The organism is Streptomyces sp. JJ66 (assembly GCF_019303495.1).
Classification (GTDB): domain Bacteria; phylum Actinomycetota; class Actinomycetes; order Streptomycetales; family Streptomycetaceae; genus Streptomyces.
Genome location: NZ_JAEVFI010000010.1, coordinates 31,759 through 50,610 on the forward strand (window position 1 = coordinate 31,759; position 18,852 = coordinate 50,610).

16 protein-coding genes are annotated in these 18,852 nt (G+C 71.7%); 9 read left to right on the forward strand and 7 right to left on the reverse strand.

Features of this window, described 5'->3' with window-relative positions:
• The first annotated feature begins 117 nt into the window (after window positions 1–117).
• Window positions 118–1,863, forward strand: a complete 1,746-nt coding sequence (locus JJV70_RS09270; RefSeq protein ID WP_219047307.1) for a protein kinase — start codon at window positions 118–120, stop codon at window positions 1,861–1,863.
• Between the two features lie 171 nt (window positions 1,864–2,034).
• Here JJV70_RS09270 and JJV70_RS09275 read toward each other — a convergent pair whose 3' ends face one another.
• A complete protein-coding gene (locus JJV70_RS09275; protein ID WP_308294757.1) occupies window positions 2,035–2,691 on the reverse strand; it encodes a response regulator transcription factor in 657 nt (218 codons plus the stop codon).
• A 349-nt stretch (window positions 2,692–3,040) separates the two neighbouring features.
• On the opposite strand from JJV70_RS09275, the gene pdhA reads away from it, so the two are divergent.
• The 4 genes from pdhA (at window position 3,041) to JJV70_RS09295 (ending at window position 7,513) form a co-directional block, all read left to right on the forward strand.
• The gene (gene pdhA, locus JJV70_RS09280) at window positions 3,041–4,321 is read left to right on the forward strand and encodes a pyruvate dehydrogenase (acetyl-transferring) E1 component subunit alpha (RefSeq protein ID WP_219047309.1); all 1,281 of its coding nucleotides are present in this window, start codon (window positions 3,041–3,043) and stop codon (window positions 4,319–4,321) included.
• A gap of 2 nt (window positions 4,322–4,323) precedes the next feature.
• Entirely contained in the window at window positions 4,324–5,316 is a 993-nt protein-coding gene (locus JJV70_RS09285) for an alpha-ketoacid dehydrogenase subunit beta (RefSeq protein ID WP_219047310.1), read from the forward strand.
• Between the two features lie 23 nt (window positions 5,317–5,339).
• Entirely contained in the window at window positions 5,340–6,803 is a 1,464-nt protein-coding gene (locus JJV70_RS09290) for a dihydrolipoamide acetyltransferase family protein (protein WP_219047311.1), read from the forward strand.
• A 167-nt stretch (window positions 6,804–6,970) separates the two neighbouring features.
• On the forward strand, window positions 6,971–7,513 hold the full coding sequence (locus JJV70_RS09295) for a bacterial proteasome activator family protein (RefSeq protein ID WP_306823432.1): 543 nt from the start codon (window positions 6,971–6,973) through the stop codon (window positions 7,511–7,513).
• A gap of 67 nt (window positions 7,514–7,580) precedes the next feature.
• Here JJV70_RS09295 and JJV70_RS09300 read toward each other — a convergent pair whose 3' ends face one another.
• From JJV70_RS09300 to JJV70_RS09310, 3 genes are all read right to left on the reverse strand, one after another.
• Window positions 7,581–8,255 (reverse strand): hypothetical protein, encoded by a 675-nt coding sequence (locus JJV70_RS09300; protein WP_219047312.1) that lies wholly within the window; start codon window positions 8,253–8,255, stop codon window positions 7,581–7,583.
• 269 nt (window positions 8,256–8,524) lie between these two features.
• Window positions 8,525–9,502 carry an NAD(P)H-quinone oxidoreductase gene (locus tag JJV70_RS09305; RefSeq protein WP_219047313.1) on the reverse strand — a complete coding sequence of 326 codons (978 nt, stop codon included), beginning with the start codon at window positions 9,500–9,502 and terminating at the stop codon, window positions 8,525–8,527.
• Between the two features lie 205 nt (window positions 9,503–9,707).
• Complete coding sequence (locus tag JJV70_RS09310) at window positions 9,708–9,893, reverse strand: hypothetical protein (protein WP_219047314.1); 186 nt, start codon at window positions 9,891–9,893, stop codon at window positions 9,708–9,710.
• 332 nt (window positions 9,894–10,225) lie between these two features.
• Between JJV70_RS09310 and JJV70_RS09315 the strand changes: the two genes are divergently transcribed.
• The 4 genes from JJV70_RS09315 to JJV70_RS09330 all read left to right on the forward strand — a co-directional run bounded on the left by JJV70_RS09315 (window position 10,226) and on the right by JJV70_RS09330 (window position 13,257).
• Window positions 10,226–10,438 carry a DUF397 domain-containing protein gene (locus JJV70_RS09315; protein ID WP_219047315.1) on the forward strand — a complete coding sequence of 71 codons (213 nt, stop codon included), beginning with the start codon at window positions 10,226–10,228 and terminating at the stop codon, window positions 10,436–10,438.
• Between the two features lie 236 nt (window positions 10,439–10,674).
• Entirely contained in the window at window positions 10,675–10,947 is a 273-nt protein-coding gene (locus tag JJV70_RS09320) for a hypothetical protein (RefSeq protein ID WP_219047316.1), read from the forward strand.
• On the forward strand, window positions 10,944–11,351 hold the full coding sequence (locus tag JJV70_RS09325) for a PIN domain-containing protein (protein ID WP_219047317.1): 408 nt from the start codon (window positions 10,944–10,946) through the stop codon (window positions 11,349–11,351). Before JJV70_RS09320 ends, JJV70_RS09325 begins: the two co-directional genes overlap by 4 nt.
• 382 nt (window positions 11,352–11,733) lie before the next feature.
• Window positions 11,734–13,257, forward strand: a complete 1,524-nt coding sequence (locus tag JJV70_RS09330; protein WP_219047318.1) for a ricin-type beta-trefoil lectin domain protein — start codon at window positions 11,734–11,736, stop codon at window positions 13,255–13,257.
• 147 nt (window positions 13,258–13,404) lie between these two features.
• Here JJV70_RS09330 and JJV70_RS09335 read toward each other — a convergent pair whose 3' ends face one another.
• The 3 genes from JJV70_RS09335 to JJV70_RS09345 all read right to left on the reverse strand — a co-directional run bounded on the left by JJV70_RS09335 (window position 13,405) and on the right by JJV70_RS09345 (window position 18,453).
• Window positions 13,405–14,310, reverse strand: coding sequence for a YIP1 family protein (locus JJV70_RS09335; RefSeq protein WP_308294758.1), 906 nt, complete (start codon window positions 14,308–14,310; stop codon window positions 13,405–13,407).
• Between the two features lie 201 nt (window positions 14,311–14,511).
• On the reverse strand, window positions 14,512–16,836 hold the full coding sequence (locus JJV70_RS09340; protein ID WP_219047320.1) for a (Fe-S)-binding protein: 2,325 nt from the start codon (window positions 16,834–16,836) through the stop codon (window positions 14,512–14,514).
• A gap of 351 nt (window positions 16,837–17,187) precedes the next feature.
• Window positions 17,188–18,453: a M23 family metallopeptidase gene (locus tag JJV70_RS09345; protein ID WP_219047321.1), complete on the reverse strand. Its 1,266-nt coding sequence runs from the start codon at window positions 18,451–18,453 to the stop codon at window positions 17,188–17,190.
• Window positions 18,454–18,852: the final 399 nt, after the last annotated feature.

Consider the following 18,852-nt stretch of genomic DNA (forward strand, 5'->3'; position numbering starts at 1 on the left):
GCGGTGCCGCCGCCGTGGACGCAACTTGCCACGCCTACCCCTCAGCGGCTTGGATGGTCTTTCCATCCCCCCACACGCGCGCCCGCGCCCGGCGGGTTCCAGACATGGCGAGGACTGATGGGACAGACGCAGACCCCGGGAGGCCCCGAGGGCCCCGACGAGCCCGGTGGCGGCGCTTCCACCCCGTCGAACACCCCGCCGAACGGAACCGGAGCCTGGGGGAACAACGGTCTCGTCGGCGACGGCCGCTACCGGCTGACGCGGCGCCTGGGCCGGGGCGGCATGGCCGAGGTCTTCGCCGCCGAGGACGTGCGCCTGGGCCGCACCGTCGCGGTCAAGCTGCTGCGCGCCGACCTCGCCGAGGACCCGACGGCCAAGGCCCGCTTCACGCGTGAGGCCCAGTCCGTCGCGGGCCTCAACCACCACGCCGTCGTCGCCGTGTACGACTCCGGCGAGGACGTGATCGACGGCAACACCGTGCCGTACATCGTCATGGAGCTGGTCGAGGGCCGCACCATCCGTGACCTGCTGTTCACTGCGGAGCCCCCGCCGCCGGACCAGGCGCTGATCATCGTCTCCGGGGTGCTGGAGGCGCTGGCCTACAGCCACCAGCACGGCATCGTGCACCGGGACATCAAGCCCGCCAACGTCATCATCACCGACACCGGCGCGGTCAAGGTGATGGACTTCGGCATCGCCCGCGCACTGCACGGCGTCTCCACGACGATGACGCAGACCGGCATGGTCATGGGCACGCCGCAGTACCTCTCCCCCGAGCAGGCGCTCGGCAAGACGGTGGACGCCCGCTCCGACCTGTACGCCACCGGCTGCCTGCTCTACGAACTGCTGACCCGCCGTCCGCCCTTCACCGGCGAGACGCCGCTGTCGGTGGTCTACCAGCACGTGCAGGACGATCCGGTGCCGCCCTCCCAGGTCACCGACGGCGTGCCGCCGGAGCTGGACGGCCTGGTCATGCGCTCCCTGGCCAAGGACCCGGACGACCGCTTCCAGTCCGCCGAGGAGATGCGCGGCCTCATCCAGTACGCGCTGCGCCAGCTGGAGCAGCAGGGCAGCCACACCGGCGGTCTGTGGAACACCGGTCCGGTCGCCACCACGGCCGCGACGGCGGCCCTGGGTGCCGGGGCGGCGGCCGGCGCGTTCGACGCCACCGCGCGGATCGGGGACACGGCGGCGCAGCCCGGCATGCTGCTCGGGCGGCCGGACCGGGACGACGGGGGCTTCGAAGGCGGCCCCCGCGAGGACGGTGGCCGTCGCGGCAGCGGGCTGAAGTACGCGCTGGTCTCGTTCTTCGCCGTGCTCGCCGTCGCGGCGGGCATCCTGTTCGCGCTCAGCAACCTGGGCGAGGACGAGTCCGGGCCGAACCCGGTGCCGGAGACGTCCACCGCCACGCCGACGGAGAAGAAGACCACGCCCTCCGAGGAGCCGGAGGAGTCGCCCACCCGGAAGGCGCCCACCGAGAAGGAGACCGGCGGCAACGTCCCGCCGCCGCCCCCTGAGGACACCTACGACCCGCCCACCACCCCGCAGGAGCCCACGGACGGCGGCACCACCGGCGAGCCCGACGAGCCCACCGACCCGGCGACGGACGGCGGCACCACGGACGGCGGTACCGACGGGAGCACCACCGACGGCTCGGGCGGCGACCCGGGCAGCACGACCGGCGGTGACGACACGGGCGGCGGTGACCCCGGCGGCACCGGAGACAGCGGCGGCGGTGGCGACGCGAGTGGCGGCGGCGACGCGGCCGGCGGTGATTCGGGCGGCACCGGGGACGCCGGTGGCGGTGCCGGTGGCGCGGCTCAGAGCGGTGGCGGCGACGGCGGCGCGGACCCGCAGCTGTAACGCGGGCGCCTCTCCCCGGCCCCGGCACGGGGCACCCGGCGCGGCTGCCGCATCGGCCCCAGCTCACCCCCGGCAGCCCCCGCGCGGAACCCCGGGGCGGGCCGTGCCCCGAGGTGGGCCGTGCCCGAGGTGGGCCGTGCCCCAAGGTGGGGGGACCGCCGGGCGAGCGGGTTACCGCCGGCTGTCGTCCGCGCGGAGCCGCGCCACGTAGGCCGCCGCCTGGGCGCGGCGTTCCATGCCCAGCTTGGCGAGCAGCCCGGAGACGTAGTTCTTCACCGTCTTCTCCGCCAGGTGCAGCCGCGTGCCGATCGCGCGGTTGGTGAGACCCTCACCGATGAGGTCGAGGATGCGCCGCTCCTGCTCGGTCAGCCCGGCCAGCGGACCGGTGGCCGGTGCGGTCCGCAGCCGGTCCAGCACGCGCTGCGTGGCCAGGGGGTCGAGCAGGGAGCGTCCGGCGGCGACGTCGCGGACGGCGCCCACCAGGTCCGTGCCGCGGATCGCCTTCAGCACGTACCCGGAGGCTCCGGCCATGACCGCCTCGAACAGCGCCTCGTCGTCGGCGTACGACGTCAGCATCAGGCACCGCACGCCTTCGTACCGCGACCGGATCTCGCGGCAGACCTCGACGCCGCTGCCGTCGGGAAGGCGGACGTCCAGTACGGCGACGTCCGGGCGGACGGCGGGCACGCGCGCCAGCGCCTGAGCGGCTGTTCCGGCCTCGCCGACGACGTCGATGTCGGGCTCGGTGGCCAGCAGCTCGTGTACGCCGCGCCGGACGACCTCATGATCGTCCAGGAGAAACACCCTGATCTGACCCGGTTTGCCCACGATGTCAGTCTCACATACTGATCCCCCGCTTGCTCTTCCCGAAGCCGGTTCCCCTCGGATAACGTGCGCTTGTCCTTGGGGCCTGCAAGGCTGTGACCAGTGACGTTCCCGGCTGACCGCCGACCGCATCGCGGTTTACTTGGATTTCCAAGGAAAATTGCAGGTCAGCGGTGCTTCGCACCCATGCGGGAAGACTGGGTAACGTGCTTCGAGCGGGCCGTCGAACGGGACAAGCTGTCACCGCTCGGGCCGACCGCGCCGCACCCCACCCCGTGCGCCGTAGCGGCACCGGGCGAGCCGCACTGGCTCATCCGGAGACCCCGGGGGCCGGACAGACGGAGGAGCACACGTGACCGTGGAAAGCACTGCCGCGCGCGGGACGACGCGCAGCAGCGGGAAGCGCACGGCGGCCAAAGCGCCCGCAGCGCCCGCCAAGAAGGCGCCCGCGAAGAAGGCGCCCGCGAAGCGGAAGGCGGCCCCCAAGGCCACTGGGGCCACTGGGGCCACCGCAGCCGCCCCGTCCGGCGCGGCCGCCCAGCCGGAGCTGGTGCAGCTGCTCACCCCCGAGGGCGAGCGCGTCGAGCACCCGGACTACGCCATCGACCTGAGCGCCGACGAGCTGCGCGGCCTGTACCGCGACATGGTGCTCACCCGGCGCTTCGACGCCGAGGCGACCTCCCTCCAGCGCCAGGGCGAGCTGGGCCTGTGGGCGTCGCTGCTGGGCCAGGAGGCCGCGCAGATCGGTTCCGGCCGGGCGCTGCGCGAGGACGACTACGTCTTCCCCACCTACCGCGAGCACGGTGTGGCCTGGTGCCGGGGCGTGGACCCGTCGAACCTGCTGGGCATGTTCCGTGGCGTCAACAACGGCGGCTGGGACCCGGCCAGCAACAACTTCCACCTCTACACCATCGTCATCGGCTCCCAGACGCTGCACGCCACCGGCTACGCGATGGGCATCACCAAGGACGGCGCGGACTCGGCCGTCGTCGCCTACTTCGGTGACGGCGCCTCCAGCCAGGGCGACGTCGCGGAGGCGTTCACCTTCTCCGCCGTCTACAACGCGCCGGTGGTGTTCTTCTGCCAGAACAACCAGTGGGCGATCTCCGAGCCGACGGAGAAGCAGTCGCGGGTGCCGATCTACCAGCGCGCCGCCGGGTACGGCTTCCCGGGCGTGCGGGTGGACGGCAACGACGTGCTGGCGTGCCTGGCCGTGACCCGGGCGGCGCTGGAGCACGCCCGCTCCGGCCAGGGCCCGATGCTGGTGGAGGCGTTTACCTACCGCATGGGCGCGCACACCACCTCCGACGACCCCACCCGCTACCGCAGCGACGACGAGCGGGCGGCCTGGGAGGCCAAGGACCCGATCCTGCGGCTGCGCACCTACCTGGAGCAGGAGGGCCTGGCCGACGAGGCGTTCTTCGCGGAGCTGGAGCGGGAAAGCGAGGAGCTGGGCCGGGGCGTGCGCGAGAAGATCCGCACCATGCCCGACCCGGACACCATGGCGATCTTCGAGAACGCCTACGCCGACGGGCACGCGCTCATCGACGAGGAACGCGCACAGTTCGCCGAGTACCTCGCGTCCTTCGCCGACGACTCCCCCGAAGACCGCGCCGCCGAGAGGGGCAACTGACCATGGCTGCTGCGAAGAGTTCCGGCCAGCTGCCGATCGCGAAGGCGATCAACGACTCCCTGCGCGCGGCGCTGGACGCCGACCCGAAGGTCCTCATCATGGGCGAGGACGTCGGCAAGCTCGGCGGCGTCTTCCGCGTCACCGACGGCCTCCAGAAGGACTTCGGCGAGGACCGGGTGATCGACACCCCGCTCGCGGAGTCCGGCATCATCGGCACCGCCATCGGCCTCGCGCTGCGCGGTTACCGGCCGGTGGCGGAGATCCAGTTCGACGGCTTCGTCTTCCCCGCCTACGACCAGATCGTCACCCAGCTCGCCAAGATGCACGCCCGCGCGCTGGGCAAGGTGAAGCTGCCCGTCGTCATCCGCATTCCCTACGGTGGCGGCATCGGCGCCGTCGAGCACCACAGCGAGTCGCCCGAGGCGCTGTTCGCGCACGTCGCGGGCCTGAAGTGCGTCTCGCCGTCGAACGCGAACGACGCCTACTGGATGATGCGCCAGGCCATCGAGTCCGACGACCCGGTGATCTTCTTCGAGCCCAAGCGGCGCTACTGGGACAAGGCGCCTGTGGACGCCGCCGCGATCCCCGCCCCGCTGCACCAGGCGCAGGTCGTGCGCGAGGGCACCGACCTGACGCTGGCCGCGTACGGGCCGATGGTCAAGACCTGCCTGGAGTCCGCGCAGGCCGCCGGGGAGGAGGGCCGCTCGCTGGAGGTCGTGGACCTGCGCTCGATCTCCCCGCTCGACTTCGACACCGTGCAGCGCTCGGTGGAGAAGACCGGCCGTCTGGTGATCGTGCACGAGGCGCCCGTCTTCCTCGGCGCCGGCGCGGAGGTCGCCGCCCGTATCACCGAGCGGTGCTTCTACCACCTGGAGGCCCCGGTGCTGCGCGTCGGCGGCTTCCACGCGCCGTACCCGCCGGCCCGGCTGGAGGAGGAGTACCTCCCGGGCCTTGACCGGGTACTCGACGCCGTCGATCGTGCCCTGGCGTACTGAGAGGGCTGAGGAGAGTCGTGACGATGACCGCGAACGCGCAGCGCTTCCGCGAGTTCAAGATGCCCGACGTCGGCGAGGGCCTGACCGAGGCGGAAATCCTGTCCTGGCATGTCAAGCCCGGTGACGAGGTCACCGACGGCCAGGTCGTGTGCGAGGTGGAGACGGCCAAGGCCGCCGTCGAGCTGCCGATCCCGTTCACCGGGACGGTCAGCGAGCTGCACTTCGACGAGGGCACGACGGTGGATGTCGGTGCGCCGATCATCACCGTGGACACCGACCCGGCCGCTGGACCGGCCGCCCCGGCCGCCGCTTTGGCCGCTGAGCCCGCCGCTGAGGCGGAGCCCGCCGTCCCGCAGCCCGAGCCCGAGCCCGAGGCTCCCAAGGAGGCCAAGCGGCAGCCGGTGCTGGTCGGGTATGGCGTGTCCACCGCTTCCACCAAGCGCCGCCCCCGCAAGCAGGCCGCCGCCTCACCCCAGGAGGGCGCGAAACAGGCCCTGCAGGCGGAACTCAACGGCACCGTGCCGGGCGCGCCCGCTCCGGACGCGCCCACGGCGCCCGCCGCCACCCGGCCACTGGCCAAGCCGCCGGTGCGCAAGCTGGCCAAGGACCTGGGCGTGGACCTCGCACTGGTCACGCCCAGCGGGCCGGAGGGGATCATCACTCGCGAGGACGTGCACGCCGCCGCCGCGCCAGCCGCTCCGGCGCCCGCGCCCGCCGCCCCTGCGGCTCCCTCGGCTCAGGCCCCGGGTGCGCCCGCCGGCGTCGAGCCGCAGTCCATGGCCGCGATCCGCGAGCGCCGGGTGCCGGTCAAGGGCGTGCGCAAGGCCACGGCCTCGGCCATGGTCTCCAGCGCCTTCACCGCGCCGCACGTGACGGAGTTCGTCACCGTGGACGTCACCCGCACGATGCGGCTGGTCGAGAAGCTGAAGCAGGACAAGGACATGGCCGGGCTGCGGGTCAACCCGCTGCTGCTGGTCGCCAGGGCGCTGCTGGTGGCGATCCGGCGCAACCCGGACATCAGCGCCTCCTGGGACGAGGAGAACCAGGAGATCGTCTACAAGGACTACGTCAACCTGGGTATCGCGGCGGCCACCCCGCGCGGTCTGATCGTGCCGAACATCAAGGACGCGCACGCCAAGACCCTGCCGGAGCTGTCCCGCGCCCTGGGCGACCTGGTGTCCACCGCCCGCGAGGGCAAGACCCCGCCCGGTGACATGACCGGCGGCACGGTGACCATCACCAACGTCGGCGTCTTCGGCGTGGACACCGGCACGCCCATCCTGAACCCGGGTGAGCCCGCGATCCTCGCCTTCGGCGCGGTCAGGGAACAGCCGTGGGTGCACAAGGGCAAGGTCAAGCCGCGCCACGTCACCACGCTGGCCCTCTCCTTCGACCACCGCCTGGTGGACGGCGAACTCGGCTCCCGCGTCCTGGCCGACGTGGCCGCGATCCTGGAACGCCCGGGGCGCCTGATCACCTGGGCGTAACCGGCTTGGCTCCGCAGGCGCCGTGCGGGCTGGAAGTCCGGCCCGCACGGCGTTTGCCGACAGCGGGGAAGCCGCTCGCGGTCGCTGGGACGGAGCCCTTGCCCCGGTGAGGAGCGGGCAGGGGGCACACCCGCCGGGAAGCCCGCCACGCCATGCAGAATGGGGGCATGAGTCAGCCGATGAACGAACAGCCGCAGGAGAGTTCGCACGTCCTGGTGGTCGGCCCGGACGGAATGGCCCTGGGCAAGCCCGGCGGCGACGGCGGCGAGGAGTCGCAGGAGACGCCGTTGACGGAGATGGTCGAGCAGCCCGCGAAGGTCATGCGCATCGGCAGCATGATCAAGCAGTTGCTCGAAGAGGTGAAGGCGGCCCCGCTGGACGAGGCGAGCCGCGCCCGGCTGAAGGAGATCCACCACAGCTCCGTCAAGGAGCTGGAGGACGGTCTGGCCCCCGAGCTGATCGAGGAGCTGGAGCGGATCTCGCTGCCCTTCACCGACGACGCCGTACCGAGCGAGGCGGAGCTGCGCATCGCGCAGGCCCAGCTCGTCGGCTGGCTGGAGGGGCTGTTCCACGGCATCCAGACGGCGCTGTTCGCGCAGCAGATGGCGGCGCGGGCGCAGTTGGAGCAGATGCGCCGCGCCCTGCCGCCCGGCTCCCTGCCGGAGGACCCCGGCCCGGGCCAGGCGGGCCGCAGCGGCCCCTACCTGTGACCGCCTGCCCTGCGTAACCGCCGGTATCCCTGACCCGTGAAGCCCCAGGAAACCCTGTGCGGGGGCGTCAGCCCCGGCGCAGGCGGAGGGCGATGAACGCCAGGCCCAGTCCGAGCGAGGTGAGACCGGCGCCGAGGGAGAGCACGGGCAGGACGGGCCCGGTCGGGGCGTCGGCCGCCACCGGCTGCTCGGCCCGGGGCTCGGTCTGATCGGCGTACTCGGCGTAGAGGTCGTAGGAGCCGAAGGTCTCTGGCGGTCCGCCCGGCAGCGGCACCCAGCGGTGCGCGTCCCCCTGCCGCTCCGGTGCGTCCCGGGGCGCGAGGGGTTCCTGCGCGGCGGCCTGCTCCTGCCCGGTGGGCGTCGGGGACGGGGAGGGGGAGGCGCTCGGCGAAGGGGTGCCGACCGGGGACGGCGAAGCCGGTTCCGCGGACGGCGAGGGGACCGACGGCGTCGGTACTGGCCACTTTCCGCGAGGCGGCGGCGGGCCGTCGGGACCCGGTGTGGGCCAGAACGGGAAGTCCTCGATGGGGTACCAGCCCGGCGGCCGGTCCGGCTCGCCAAGGGAGGGGCCGGGGCTCACCCGGGGCTCGGTCTCGGGGCGCGCCTCGGCAAGCCCGCCAAAGTGCCCGCCGGGGCTCGCACCTGGGTGGGCCGAGGACCCCGCGGCCACGGCCGGAGCCGACGGCACCAAGACGACGGCGCTGACGAGCAGGCCCACGACGCCCGCACCACGTGCCTTCACCGCGTCACCCTCCTCTCGCCCCTCGCCGCGCGTCCGAACCGTTCTTCACCGTGCTGTGACGTTCTCCTTCGATCAGTGACCAGGGTCACACGAGTGGCCCTGCCCGGCATCTCGTGCCCAAGCTCGCACGCGGCGTGACCATCGCCGTCGCGGCGCACGCAGCCGTCGCAACGCACGCGCAGCCGTCGCAGCGCGGGCAAGCTCGCCGCGCACGGCGACGTCGCGTACCGAAGGCGTCGTCGCGGCCGAAGGCGTCCGCGCGTGGAAGGTCATCGTTTCAGCACGACCTTCCCGACGTGTCCGCTCTCCTCCAGCACCCGGTGCGCCTCGGCGGCGTCCCGCAGCGGCAGCGTCCTGTCGATCACGGGACGCACGCGCCCGCTGCCGATCAGCGGCCACACGTGCTCGCGTACGGCCGCCACGATCGCCGACTTCTCCGCCACCGGGCGCCCGCGCAGCGACGTCGCCGCGATGGCACCGCGCTTGGCGAGCAGCGCGCCGAGGTGGAGTTCACCCTTGACACCGCCCTGCAGGCCGATGACGACGATGCGCCCGTTCACCGCGAGCGCCTTGACGTTCCGTTCCAGATACTTGGCGCCCACGATGTCCAGGATCACGTCGGCACCGGCGCCGTCCGTCGCGGACTTCAGCTCGGCGACGAAGTCCTGCTCCCGGTAGTTGATGAGAATATCAGCGCCCAATTCCCGGCAGCGCTCCAGTTTGTCCGCGCTGCCCGCCGTCACCGCGACCTTCGCGCCCACCGCCTTGGCGAGCTGGACCGCCATGGTGCCGATGCCGCTGGCGCCACCGTGCACGAGCAGCGTCTCGCCGGGCCGCAGGTTGCACACCATGAACACGTTGGACCATACCGTGGCCGTCACCTCGGGCAGCCCGGCCGCCGTCACCACGTCCACCCCGTCGGGCAGCGGCAGCACCTGACCGGCCGGAACGACGACGCGCTCGGCGTACCCGCCGCCGCTCAGCAGCGCGCACACCTCATCGCCCACGGCCCACCCGCTGACCCCCGGCCCCACGTCCGCGATCCGCCCGGAGCACTCCAGCCCCGGATAGGGTGACGCTCCCTCAGGCGGCGGGTAGTGGCCCTGACGCTGCAACAGATCCGCGCGGTTGACGGCGCTCGCCGCGACGTCGATCAGCACCTCGCCCTCGCCCGGTTCCGGGTCGGGCACCTCCGCCCACGTCAGCGCCTCCGGCCCACCGAACTCAGGAATCGTGATCGCGTGCATATGCGGACGCTACCCCTTCCCGTTGGCCGCCCGGTGACGTCGGCGTATCCCCACGCGGGCGCTTGTCCTACGCGTGCCCCGGCTGGCCCCCCACATGCCCCCGAACCCCATAACGTCCCGGCCACACGGGTGTAACGGGCGGGCGGAGATCACCCCCGCCCACGCGCCCTGGGGACAACGCACGGGCGGAGCGGTTCCGGGGTGCTCAGACCGGCCAGGAGGCGGCCGGGTCGTCCAGCCAGGCGGTCTGCCCTTCCGCTGTCACGGTGAGGCCGAACCGCTGCGGCTCTGGCTTGCCCTGGGCGGCCCACCACGCGTAGGCGGACTCGGCTTCCAGATCACTCAGCATCCGGAAGACAACACTCGGCATGGACGCGGAAGACGTAGACACCTTGCCTGGGTCCCGCCCGGTGTGCTTGCCGTCGTCGTTCCTTCGTCTGTGTGCTCTGCGTGGCTACCTGCTTACACAGTCGCTGAAACGCGTACTCTGAAAAGAGCTCTGGGCTTTCCAACGACCATGGAAACGGGAGGAGTTGAACGCATGAGCGAAAGGGCTGAGCAGCAAAAGGTACCTGCGAACGCTGCCGCGTACTTCGGGGGAGAGGTGAGAGCGCTTCGGGATGCACTGGCGGCGCTCTCCGAAGAGGTATCGCTTACGGGCTTCGGCCGAGTCTGAGGCCCGGTCACTGCGCCTCATCCACTCAATCATGGAGGAACACGCGAATGAGCAGCACGCCGGACCCGCGTGACATGCGCTGGGTCAGTAGCACGTACAGCGACGCTCAGGGGGGCCAGTGCATCGAGTGGGCTCCCGGGCACGCGGTGGCCACGGGTGAGTTTCTGGTCCGGGACAGCAAGGACCCGCACGGCCCGAACCTGAGCCTGACAGCCGAAGGATTCGCGGGGCTGGTGGCGTTCGCCAAGTCGCACGGCTGACCGCCCGGCAATCACCTGGAGCCCCGCCACTCCGTAGGGAGTGACGGGGCTCTTTGCTGGTCAGGTGGTGGACGGGTGCGTAGGCCAGGTGCGTCCCACGACGCGTGCGGCCCGGTGTCCGCACCGGCAAACCAGACAGGCCGTGCCCGTCATGCTTCTCTGCGAATGATCTTCGCGTCGTGGGGATGATCCCGATAACCCCCTCTCTGTAATAGGCAATGTCTTACACTGAGGTCATGAAGACGCCTCGTGCCGGGACCACCGAGAACATCTCTGTGTCCATGCCCACCGATCTGGTCAGCGAGCTCCGCTCCCGAACCGGTCGCCGTGGTCTGTCCAGCTACATCACCGAGGCCGTCCGGCACCAGCTCGCAATGGACGGGCTCGCCGAGATCGTCGCAGCCCACGAGGAGGAGCACGGCGCGCTCACGGAGCAGGAGGTCGAAGCCGCTCGTCGCGAACTGTTCGGAGACGAGAACGCCGGAAATGTCGAGCGGGGCGCTGCGTGAAGGAGCAGTCGGCCCGCTCGCTGGTGCTGGACTCCGAGGCGCTCTCGCTACTCCTGCGCAACGGGCGCGGCATGGCGGCTCGCATCGAGGCATCCCGGCAGGCCGGGGTGCCCGTCCTGGTGTCTGCGCTGACCATCGTGGAAGCCGTTTACGAGAAGACCGACCTGGCGCGCTTGAAATGGATGCTCTCCCGACTGCGGGTGGAACCGGTCAGTCACGAGGACTCGCTGACCGCAGTGGCGCTGCTTCGGGACGCTGGCGGGCTGCACGGGCACAAGTACGCGATCGACGCCCTCGTTGCCGCACTCGCGCTACGAGCCCCAGCCCCCGTGATCGTCTTGACCTCCGACCGCGACGACTGGTCGAAGCTCTGCGGCAGCCGCGTGATCATCAGAGAGGTATGAAGGCCACGCACTACTGGCTGTGCCAGACGAGTTCTTCCGAACATATTCCGTGGGCATAGCCGGTCGGTGAGCGGCTGACCGCCTGGCCTGTCTGGAGGTTGTGCCAGATCGCGCCGTGCGGGTCCCCCCACGCCCCTGGGCAACCGGGCGGCGGGCGCGGTGCTGGCCGGCTCGGGGCCATCGTAACGGCGTCGGGCGCCACGGCGGAAGCGCGCTTCAGCTCCGCGGCGCGTCCCGCATGCCGCGCCAGCCGGAATGGGCACGGACGGCGCAGGGGTGAACCTTACGTGGCATCAACTGAGCCTGCCGCAAGGGTTCCCAGCGCGGTTACCTGCAAGTACAACCTCCGGTAACCGTGACGTCTGCGTGAGCGGAGAACCCCATGGCACGTGGCAGAGCAGGACGGGTGTGGGCGGTGGCGGCAGCCACGCTCGCGCTGTTGGTGACCGGCGCCCCCGCCACCGCGGCGGCCGCACCCCGTCAGGCAACACCCCAGCAAGCGCAACCAGCGCCGCTTCCAGCCGGGTTGGAGGAGATACGGGCGGCCGAAGCCGTCGAGCTGTACGGCGATCCGGCGATCCGGCCCATGGACGAACGCCGCACCTCGCTGATCTCACTCGGCGACAGCGAGATCAGCGGTGAGGGAGTCGGCACGTACGAACCCGGCACCGACGGCCCCGACAACTGGTGCCACCGTTCGCCGGACGCGGCCATCCATCGCACGGGTATCGACGCGGACGTCACCTACAACGTCGCCTGCTCCGGGGCGTCCACCCGCAATGTCCGCATCGGCGGCACCCCGCAGTACGCGGACGAGCTGGTGCAGAGCGACAGCCTGGCGATCAAGGCGCGCAACACCCGGCTGGAGATGGTGTTGCTGGTCGTCGGCGCCAACGACGACCTCCAGTTCGGGCCGGTGATGACCGACTGCGTCGTGCGCTGGTTCACCTTCCAGGGACCGTGCGCGCCGAAGTACGACCCGGGATGGCAGGACCGCATTGACGGCCTGGTGCCCAAGGTGAGCGCGACCGTCGGCGACCTGCGCACCGTCATGCGCGACGCGGGCTACGCCGACGCCGACTACGACCTCGTGGTGATGAGCTACCCGAGCCCCATCGGCCCCGACATCTACGACAACCCCCGCTACCCCGGCAAGCTCCCCGGCGGCTGCACCGGCTACACCTCCGACTCCCGCTGGGGCCGCGACTCGGCCGTGCCGCGCTTCCAGGAGGGCATCCGCAGCGCGGCGCTCCAGTCCGGCGCCACCTATCTCGACGCGTCCCGCCTCTTCCACGGCCACGAGGTGTGCATGGAGTCGCCGTTCGCGCGCGGCCTCTACGTTGACGTCACCAACCCGTTCCCGCCCGACGCCAATTCCGTGCGGCAGTCCTTCCACCCCAACTACCGTGGCCACGGAGCCTTCGCGTCCTGCCTGACCCAGCTGGCCGCGTCCGGTCTGCGCCAGGCGTCCTGCGCCGACTTCGACGGCGCAGGCGAGCCTCGCCTTCACCCCGGCGCGTGGGACGACGCGTTCGTCCCGCTGCGTGGCGCCGCCACCGGCACCTGCCTGGACGCCGACGGCAACGCGAGCGCCAACGGCACGGCGGTGCGCGGCTGGGACTGCCACGGCGGGCGCAACCAGGACTGGTGGCACGACGCGGACAGCGGCCACGTCTACACCGAGCTGACGCACGACCGCTGCTGGGACGTGCCCGGCGGGCGGTACGAGCCGGGCACCGGCCTCGCGCTGTGGAACTGTCACACCGGGGAGAACCAGCGCTTCGTCCGCGCGGAGGGCACCCTGCGTCCCGCCGCCGCACGGCAGTTGTGCGTCACCCTCGGCTCGGCGACCGGGCGCGCCCGGCTCCAGCCCTGCGACGGCTCCGCGGCCCAGCGCTTCAGCTGACCCGCGGCACCCGAACGGGCGGGCACCTGGACCGGCCGCCCCGGCACCACGCGGCCGGTCCGACTTTCCCGTCTGCCCGTCTGCCGCTGTGCCCGGTTGTCGCTCTGCTGTCGCTCTGCCCGTCTGCCGCTCTGCCCGGCTGTCGGCCTACAGCGTGCCGAGCTTGATCAGGAACAGCAGAGCCACGAGCTGGATGGAGCTGGCGCCCAGCGCGCGCGGCCACGGCAGGTCGTGCGAGCGGCTGACCATCGAGGCGAACAGGGCACCCGCCGCCACCCAGGTGATCCAGCCGAGCACCTGCACGAAGGGGGCGTCACCGCCGAGGAAGAAGGCGAACAGCAGCCGGGGCGCGTCGGTGACGGAGGAGATCAGCATCGCCAGGCCGACCGTGGGCGCCCACGCGCCCACGCCGCCGAACTGGCGGGCCAGCGCGTGCGTCACCGAACCGAGGATCAGCCCGGACAGCACCACCGCGACGCCCGTCATCAGCACGAACGGCACGGCGGTGGACAGCGTGGAGTTCAGCACCTCCTCGCGCGGCTTGTCCAGGCCGAACACGGCCAGCAGGCCGTACAGGAAGGTGACGAGGACCGCCGGGCCCCACACGGTGTGGTCGCGCATCTGCCAGAACGTGGCGTTCGGCCGCAGCACGATGCCGCTCAGCAGCTGCTTCCACGGCAGCCGTGGCCCGCTGGGCGGCGCGCCCTGCCGCCCGGCGGCATACGTCGAACCGTCGCCGTAGTCCACGCCCTGGTGGACGCCGTCGGGGCCGCCGAGGGTGAACTGGCGGGTGTGCCCCGGCTGGTTGGCATACGGGTCTTGCGGCGGGGCGCCCAGGTACTCCGGTTCGCCGTGCGCGTCCGGGCCGCCGCCCTGTCCCCACGTCACCTGCTGTTGCCCGTACGGCGCCTGCTGGGGCTGCGCGGGCTGGCCGTACGGCGGGTGCTGTCCGTACGGCGGGTGTCCCTGCGGGGAGCCCGGTGGGGCGGGCGGGTGCTGCCCCTGCTGTGCGTTCTGCGGGTGCCGGCCGCGTCCGATCCTGAATCCAGCCACGTAGGCGAACGTACCGCGTTCTTTGGAGCGGCGCGGCGCTGGAGCGGGGCTGCGGCCCGCTTGTGGCCGGTTCGGTACAACCCGTAGGTGACGTGCCCTACGGGTCGGACGCCCGGGTAACGCCGGACGGGCTGACGGAATCATCAGCCCGTCCGGCGTGGACGGCGGTCCCGGGGCGGCCGTGGCCCTCGTGGCGCGGCGTCAGCTGGCCGGGGTCGGGGCCGGAGCCGGGTCGGGCTCGGGGGAGGTGACGCCTTCCTCGGCGCCGCCGTCGTCGGGCCCGGCCGGGGTCTTCACCGACTCCAGCAGCAGCTGGGCGACGTCAACGACCTGCACGGATTCCTTGGCGGCGCCCTCGTTCTTCTTGCCGTTGACCGAGTCGGTGAGCATCACCAGGCAGAACGGGCAGGCGGTGGAGACGATGTCCGGGTTGAGGGACAGGGCCTCGTCCACGCGTTCGTTGTTGATGCGCTTGCCGATGCGCTCCTCCATCCACATGCGCGCACCGCCGGCGCCGCAGCAGAAGCCGCGCTCCTTGTGCCGGTGCATCTCCTCGTTGCGCAGCCCCGGCACCTTGCCGATGATCTCGCGTGGCGGGGTGTAGACGGTGTTGTGACGGCCCAGGTAGCACGGGTCGTGGTAGGTGATCAGCCCCTCGACCGGCGTGACCGGAACGAGCTTGCCCTCGTCGATGAGGTGCTGGAGCAGCTGGGTGTGGTGGATGACCTCGTAGTGGCCGCCCAGCTGCGGGTACTCGTTGGCGATCGTGTTGAAGCAGTGCGGGCAGGTCGCGACGATCTTCTTCTTCGACGCGGGCTTGCGGGTGGACTCGTCGGCTTCGTCCTCACCAAACGCCGCGTTCAGCGTGCTGACGTTCTCCTCGCCCAGCTGCTGGAAGAGGAACTCGTTGCCCAGGCGGCGGGCGGAGTCGCCGGTGCACTTCTCGTCGCCGCCCATGATCGCGAACGACACGCCCGCCATGTGCAGCAGTTCGGCGAATGCCTTGGTGGTCTTCTTCGCCCGGTCCTCCAGCGCGCCCGCGCAGCCGACCCAGTACAGGTACTCCACCTCGGTGAGGTCCTCGATCGTCTTGCCGACGATCGGCACCTCGAAGTCCACCTCCTGCGTCCAGGCGAGCCGCTGCTTCTTCGCCAGACCCCAGGGGTTGCCCTTCTTCTCCAGGTTCTTGAGCATCGTCCCGGCCTCGGACGGGAACGCGGACTCGATCATCACCTGGTAGCGGCGCATGTCCACGATGTGGTCGATGTGCTCGATGTCCACCGGGCACTGCTCGACGCAGGCGCCGCAGGTGGTGCACGACCACAGCACGTCCGGGTCGATGACGCCGCCCAGCCCCTCGGGTCCGTCCGCCAGCGTCCCGATCAGCGGGCGCTCGGCCTCGGCCAGCGCGGCGGCCGGGACGTCCTTCAGCTGCTCGGCGGACGCCTTCTCCTGGCCCTCGGCGTTCTTGCCGCCGCCGGCGAGCAGGTAGGGGGCCTTGGCGTAGGCGTGGTCGCGCAGCGACATGATCAGCAGCTTGGGCGACAGCGGTTTGCCGGTGTTCCACGCCGGGCACTGCGACTGGCACCGCCCGCACTCGGTGCAGGTGGAGAAGTCGAGGATGCCCTTCCAGGAGAAGTGCTCGACCTGCGAGACGCCGAACTGGGTCTCCTCGGCGCCTTCCTCCTCGTCGAAGACCGTCTCGAAGTCGATCGGCTTGCCGCCCGAGGTCATCGGCAGCAGCTCACCCAGTGCGGTGCCGCCCCGCGCGCGGCGCTTGAACCAGATATTGGGGAACGCCAGGAAGCGGTGCCAGGCCACACCCATGTTGGTGTTGAGGCTGACGGTGATCATCCAGATCAGCGAGACGCTGATCTTCACCATGGCCCAGAAGTACACCAGCGTCTGCAGCGTGGCGATCTCCAGCCCGCTGAAGGCGGCCACCAGCGGGTAGGACGCGAAGTAGGCGGCCTCGTAGTGGTCCACCCCGTGGAGCGCGCCCTCCAGGCCGCGCAGCACGTAGATGGCCAGGCCGATGGTGAGGATGACGTACTCCACGAAGTACGCCTGCCAGGACTTCGATCCGGTGAAGCGCGACTTGCGTCCGGCGCGCGAGGGCAGGTTCAGCAGGCGGATCACGATCAGCGTCGCGATGCCGAGCACCGTCGCCAGGCCGATGAACTCCACGTACATCTCGTACGGCAGGAACCCGCCGAGCAGCGGCAGCGTCCAGTCGGCCTGGAAGAGCTGGCCGTAGGCCGTGGCCAGGGTGGGCGGCAGGGTCAGGAAGCCGATCGCCACGAACCAGTGCGCGACGCCGACGACCGCCCACCGGTTCATCCGGGTGTGCCCGAGGAATTCCCTGATCAGCGTGGCCGTACGCGCCTTCCAGTCGTCCGTACGGGTGCCCGCGGGCACGGGTTGACCGATGCGGACGAAGCGGACGATCTGGGCGATAGCGCGCACGAAGAGCGGCACGGCGACCACGGTGAGGCTCAGCGTGACGATGATCGCGGCGAGTTGCATGACGGCTCCTCGGGCCTGCGAAGGCGGTAGCGGCGCCGGGCCGTGAGGGGGTCCGGCGAAGCCTGCGTACTAGTTAGTAACTTAGTCAGTCCGTACGAGACTATCCACTATCCGCCTGCCGCAGTAGCGCGGCATGCGGTGATCTGTGTCGCTGAGGGTTGGCTAAGTCACCGGCCATGTCTCCGGGGACGGCACGGCCACGTCCCGGGCCACGTCCCAGGCCCCTTACCGGCCGTGTCGCGCGGGCGTACCTCCGGGCGTCCGCCGTGCCAGCGGCCCACCGTTTCGCCCAGGGGCGCACGCCGGGCCGGTCACCCGAGCGCCCCCGCCCGGGTGACCGGCCCCCGGCCCTCACACCCGTACGCCGCGCGAGCGCAGCCACGCCACCGGGTTGACGGGCGGGCCGTTCGCCGAGCCCCGGCGCACCTCGAAGTGCAGGTGCGGCCCGCTGGAGTTCCCCGTCGAGCCGGACAGCGCGATCTGTTCGCCCGCGGCCACCCGCTGCCCGACGCCCGTCTGGAGGACCGACAGGTGCGCGTAGGCGGTGTGGAAGCCGTCGGCGTGCCGGATCACCACCTGGTAGCCGTACGGACCGGCGTACCCGGCCTTGACGACGGTTCCGGCACCCACCGCGCGCACCGGGGTGCCCGTGCGCACCGCGAAGTCCTGCCCCGTGTGGCCGCGGGACCACAGCGCCCCGGTCGCCGCGTACCCGGCCGTCAGCTGGTACGAGCCGACCGGGGTCACCCAGCCGCCCGCCCGCTGGCCGCTTCCGCCGCCCTTCCCGGTTTTCGCGCTCTTCCCGGTCCCGCCGCGCTTCCCGGTCCCGCCGCCCCGGCCGCTCTTCGCCGGTGCGGGCTGCTGGGCGGCCCGTTCGGCCAGGCGGGCGGCGCGCTTCCTGGCCCGCTCCAGCTCCACGTCGATGCGGCGCTTGAGTTCGCGCTGCTCCTTCTCCTTCTCGCGCAGCTCCGTCAGCGCCTCCTTGGCCGCCGCCTGCTGGCCGGTCAGCTCGATGCGGGCCTCGTCGGCGGTCTCGGCCAGCTGGAGCGCCGCGCGGTTGTTGCGGGCCAGGTGGGCGCTGCTGCTCAAGAACGCCTCCGGGGAGTCGGCCAGCACCACCCGGGCGCCCGTGAGCAGGCCGCCGGTGCGGTACTGGCCCGCGGCGGCCGCTCCCACGGCGGCCCGCAGCTCCTCGTAGCGCGCTTCCTGGCGCTCCAGCTTCTCCGTCAGGCGCCCCACGGTCGCGCGCTGCCGGTCCGTGGCGGCCTTCGCCCGCTCGTACCGCCTGCCGACGCGGGTGGCCTCGCGGTAGACGCGCGCCGCCTCCTCGACCGCCTGTTGCGGCGACTGGAGCGGTTGCACGCTGTCATGTCCGGGTTGGGTGGGGGCGGCGGGGCCGCGCGGGGTGGCGGACGCCGCTGGGCTGCCGTGGGCCGCCGTGCCGCGCACGCCGGGCGGGGGGACGGGCACGGCGGATGCGGGTGTGGCGCCGAGCACCGTGGCGAGTGCGGCGGCCGCCGCGCAGGCCGACAGCGCGGGCGGGCGGCACGGCGTGTGCCTGGGTCTCACCGCGAACACCGGCATCAGCTCCCGTCCGGCAGGGATTCTCGGGGTCATTTCAGTCCACTGCCTGCCTTGTCCGGGCGCCGTGATCGTTAAATCGCCAACCGGGAGAATTGCGACATTTTTCATTCCCTCGCCGCAGTAATATGACGAGCCGAATTCCCCGCTATTGCGCTTTCCGTGCGGGCGCGCGTGCGTGGGGCGGGCGTGGTGCTGGCGGTGCGTCACCCGGCGCCCGTGGTGGGGAAGGGGGGTCACGGCCCTCCGCGTCTTCCGCGTCTTCCGCGTCCGCCGGGTCCGGCTCCGCGTGGGTTGGCCCCTTCCTGGGGTGGGCGGCTGGGGCCGCTCGGCCGTGATGTCGGTGTGCTGCCGGACCTTTCCCCGGGGTGTTTCCACCTGGGAAACGAATTCTGCGGCCCTGTTCGTCGCGGTGTGTGAAAGCCGCTCGGGCAG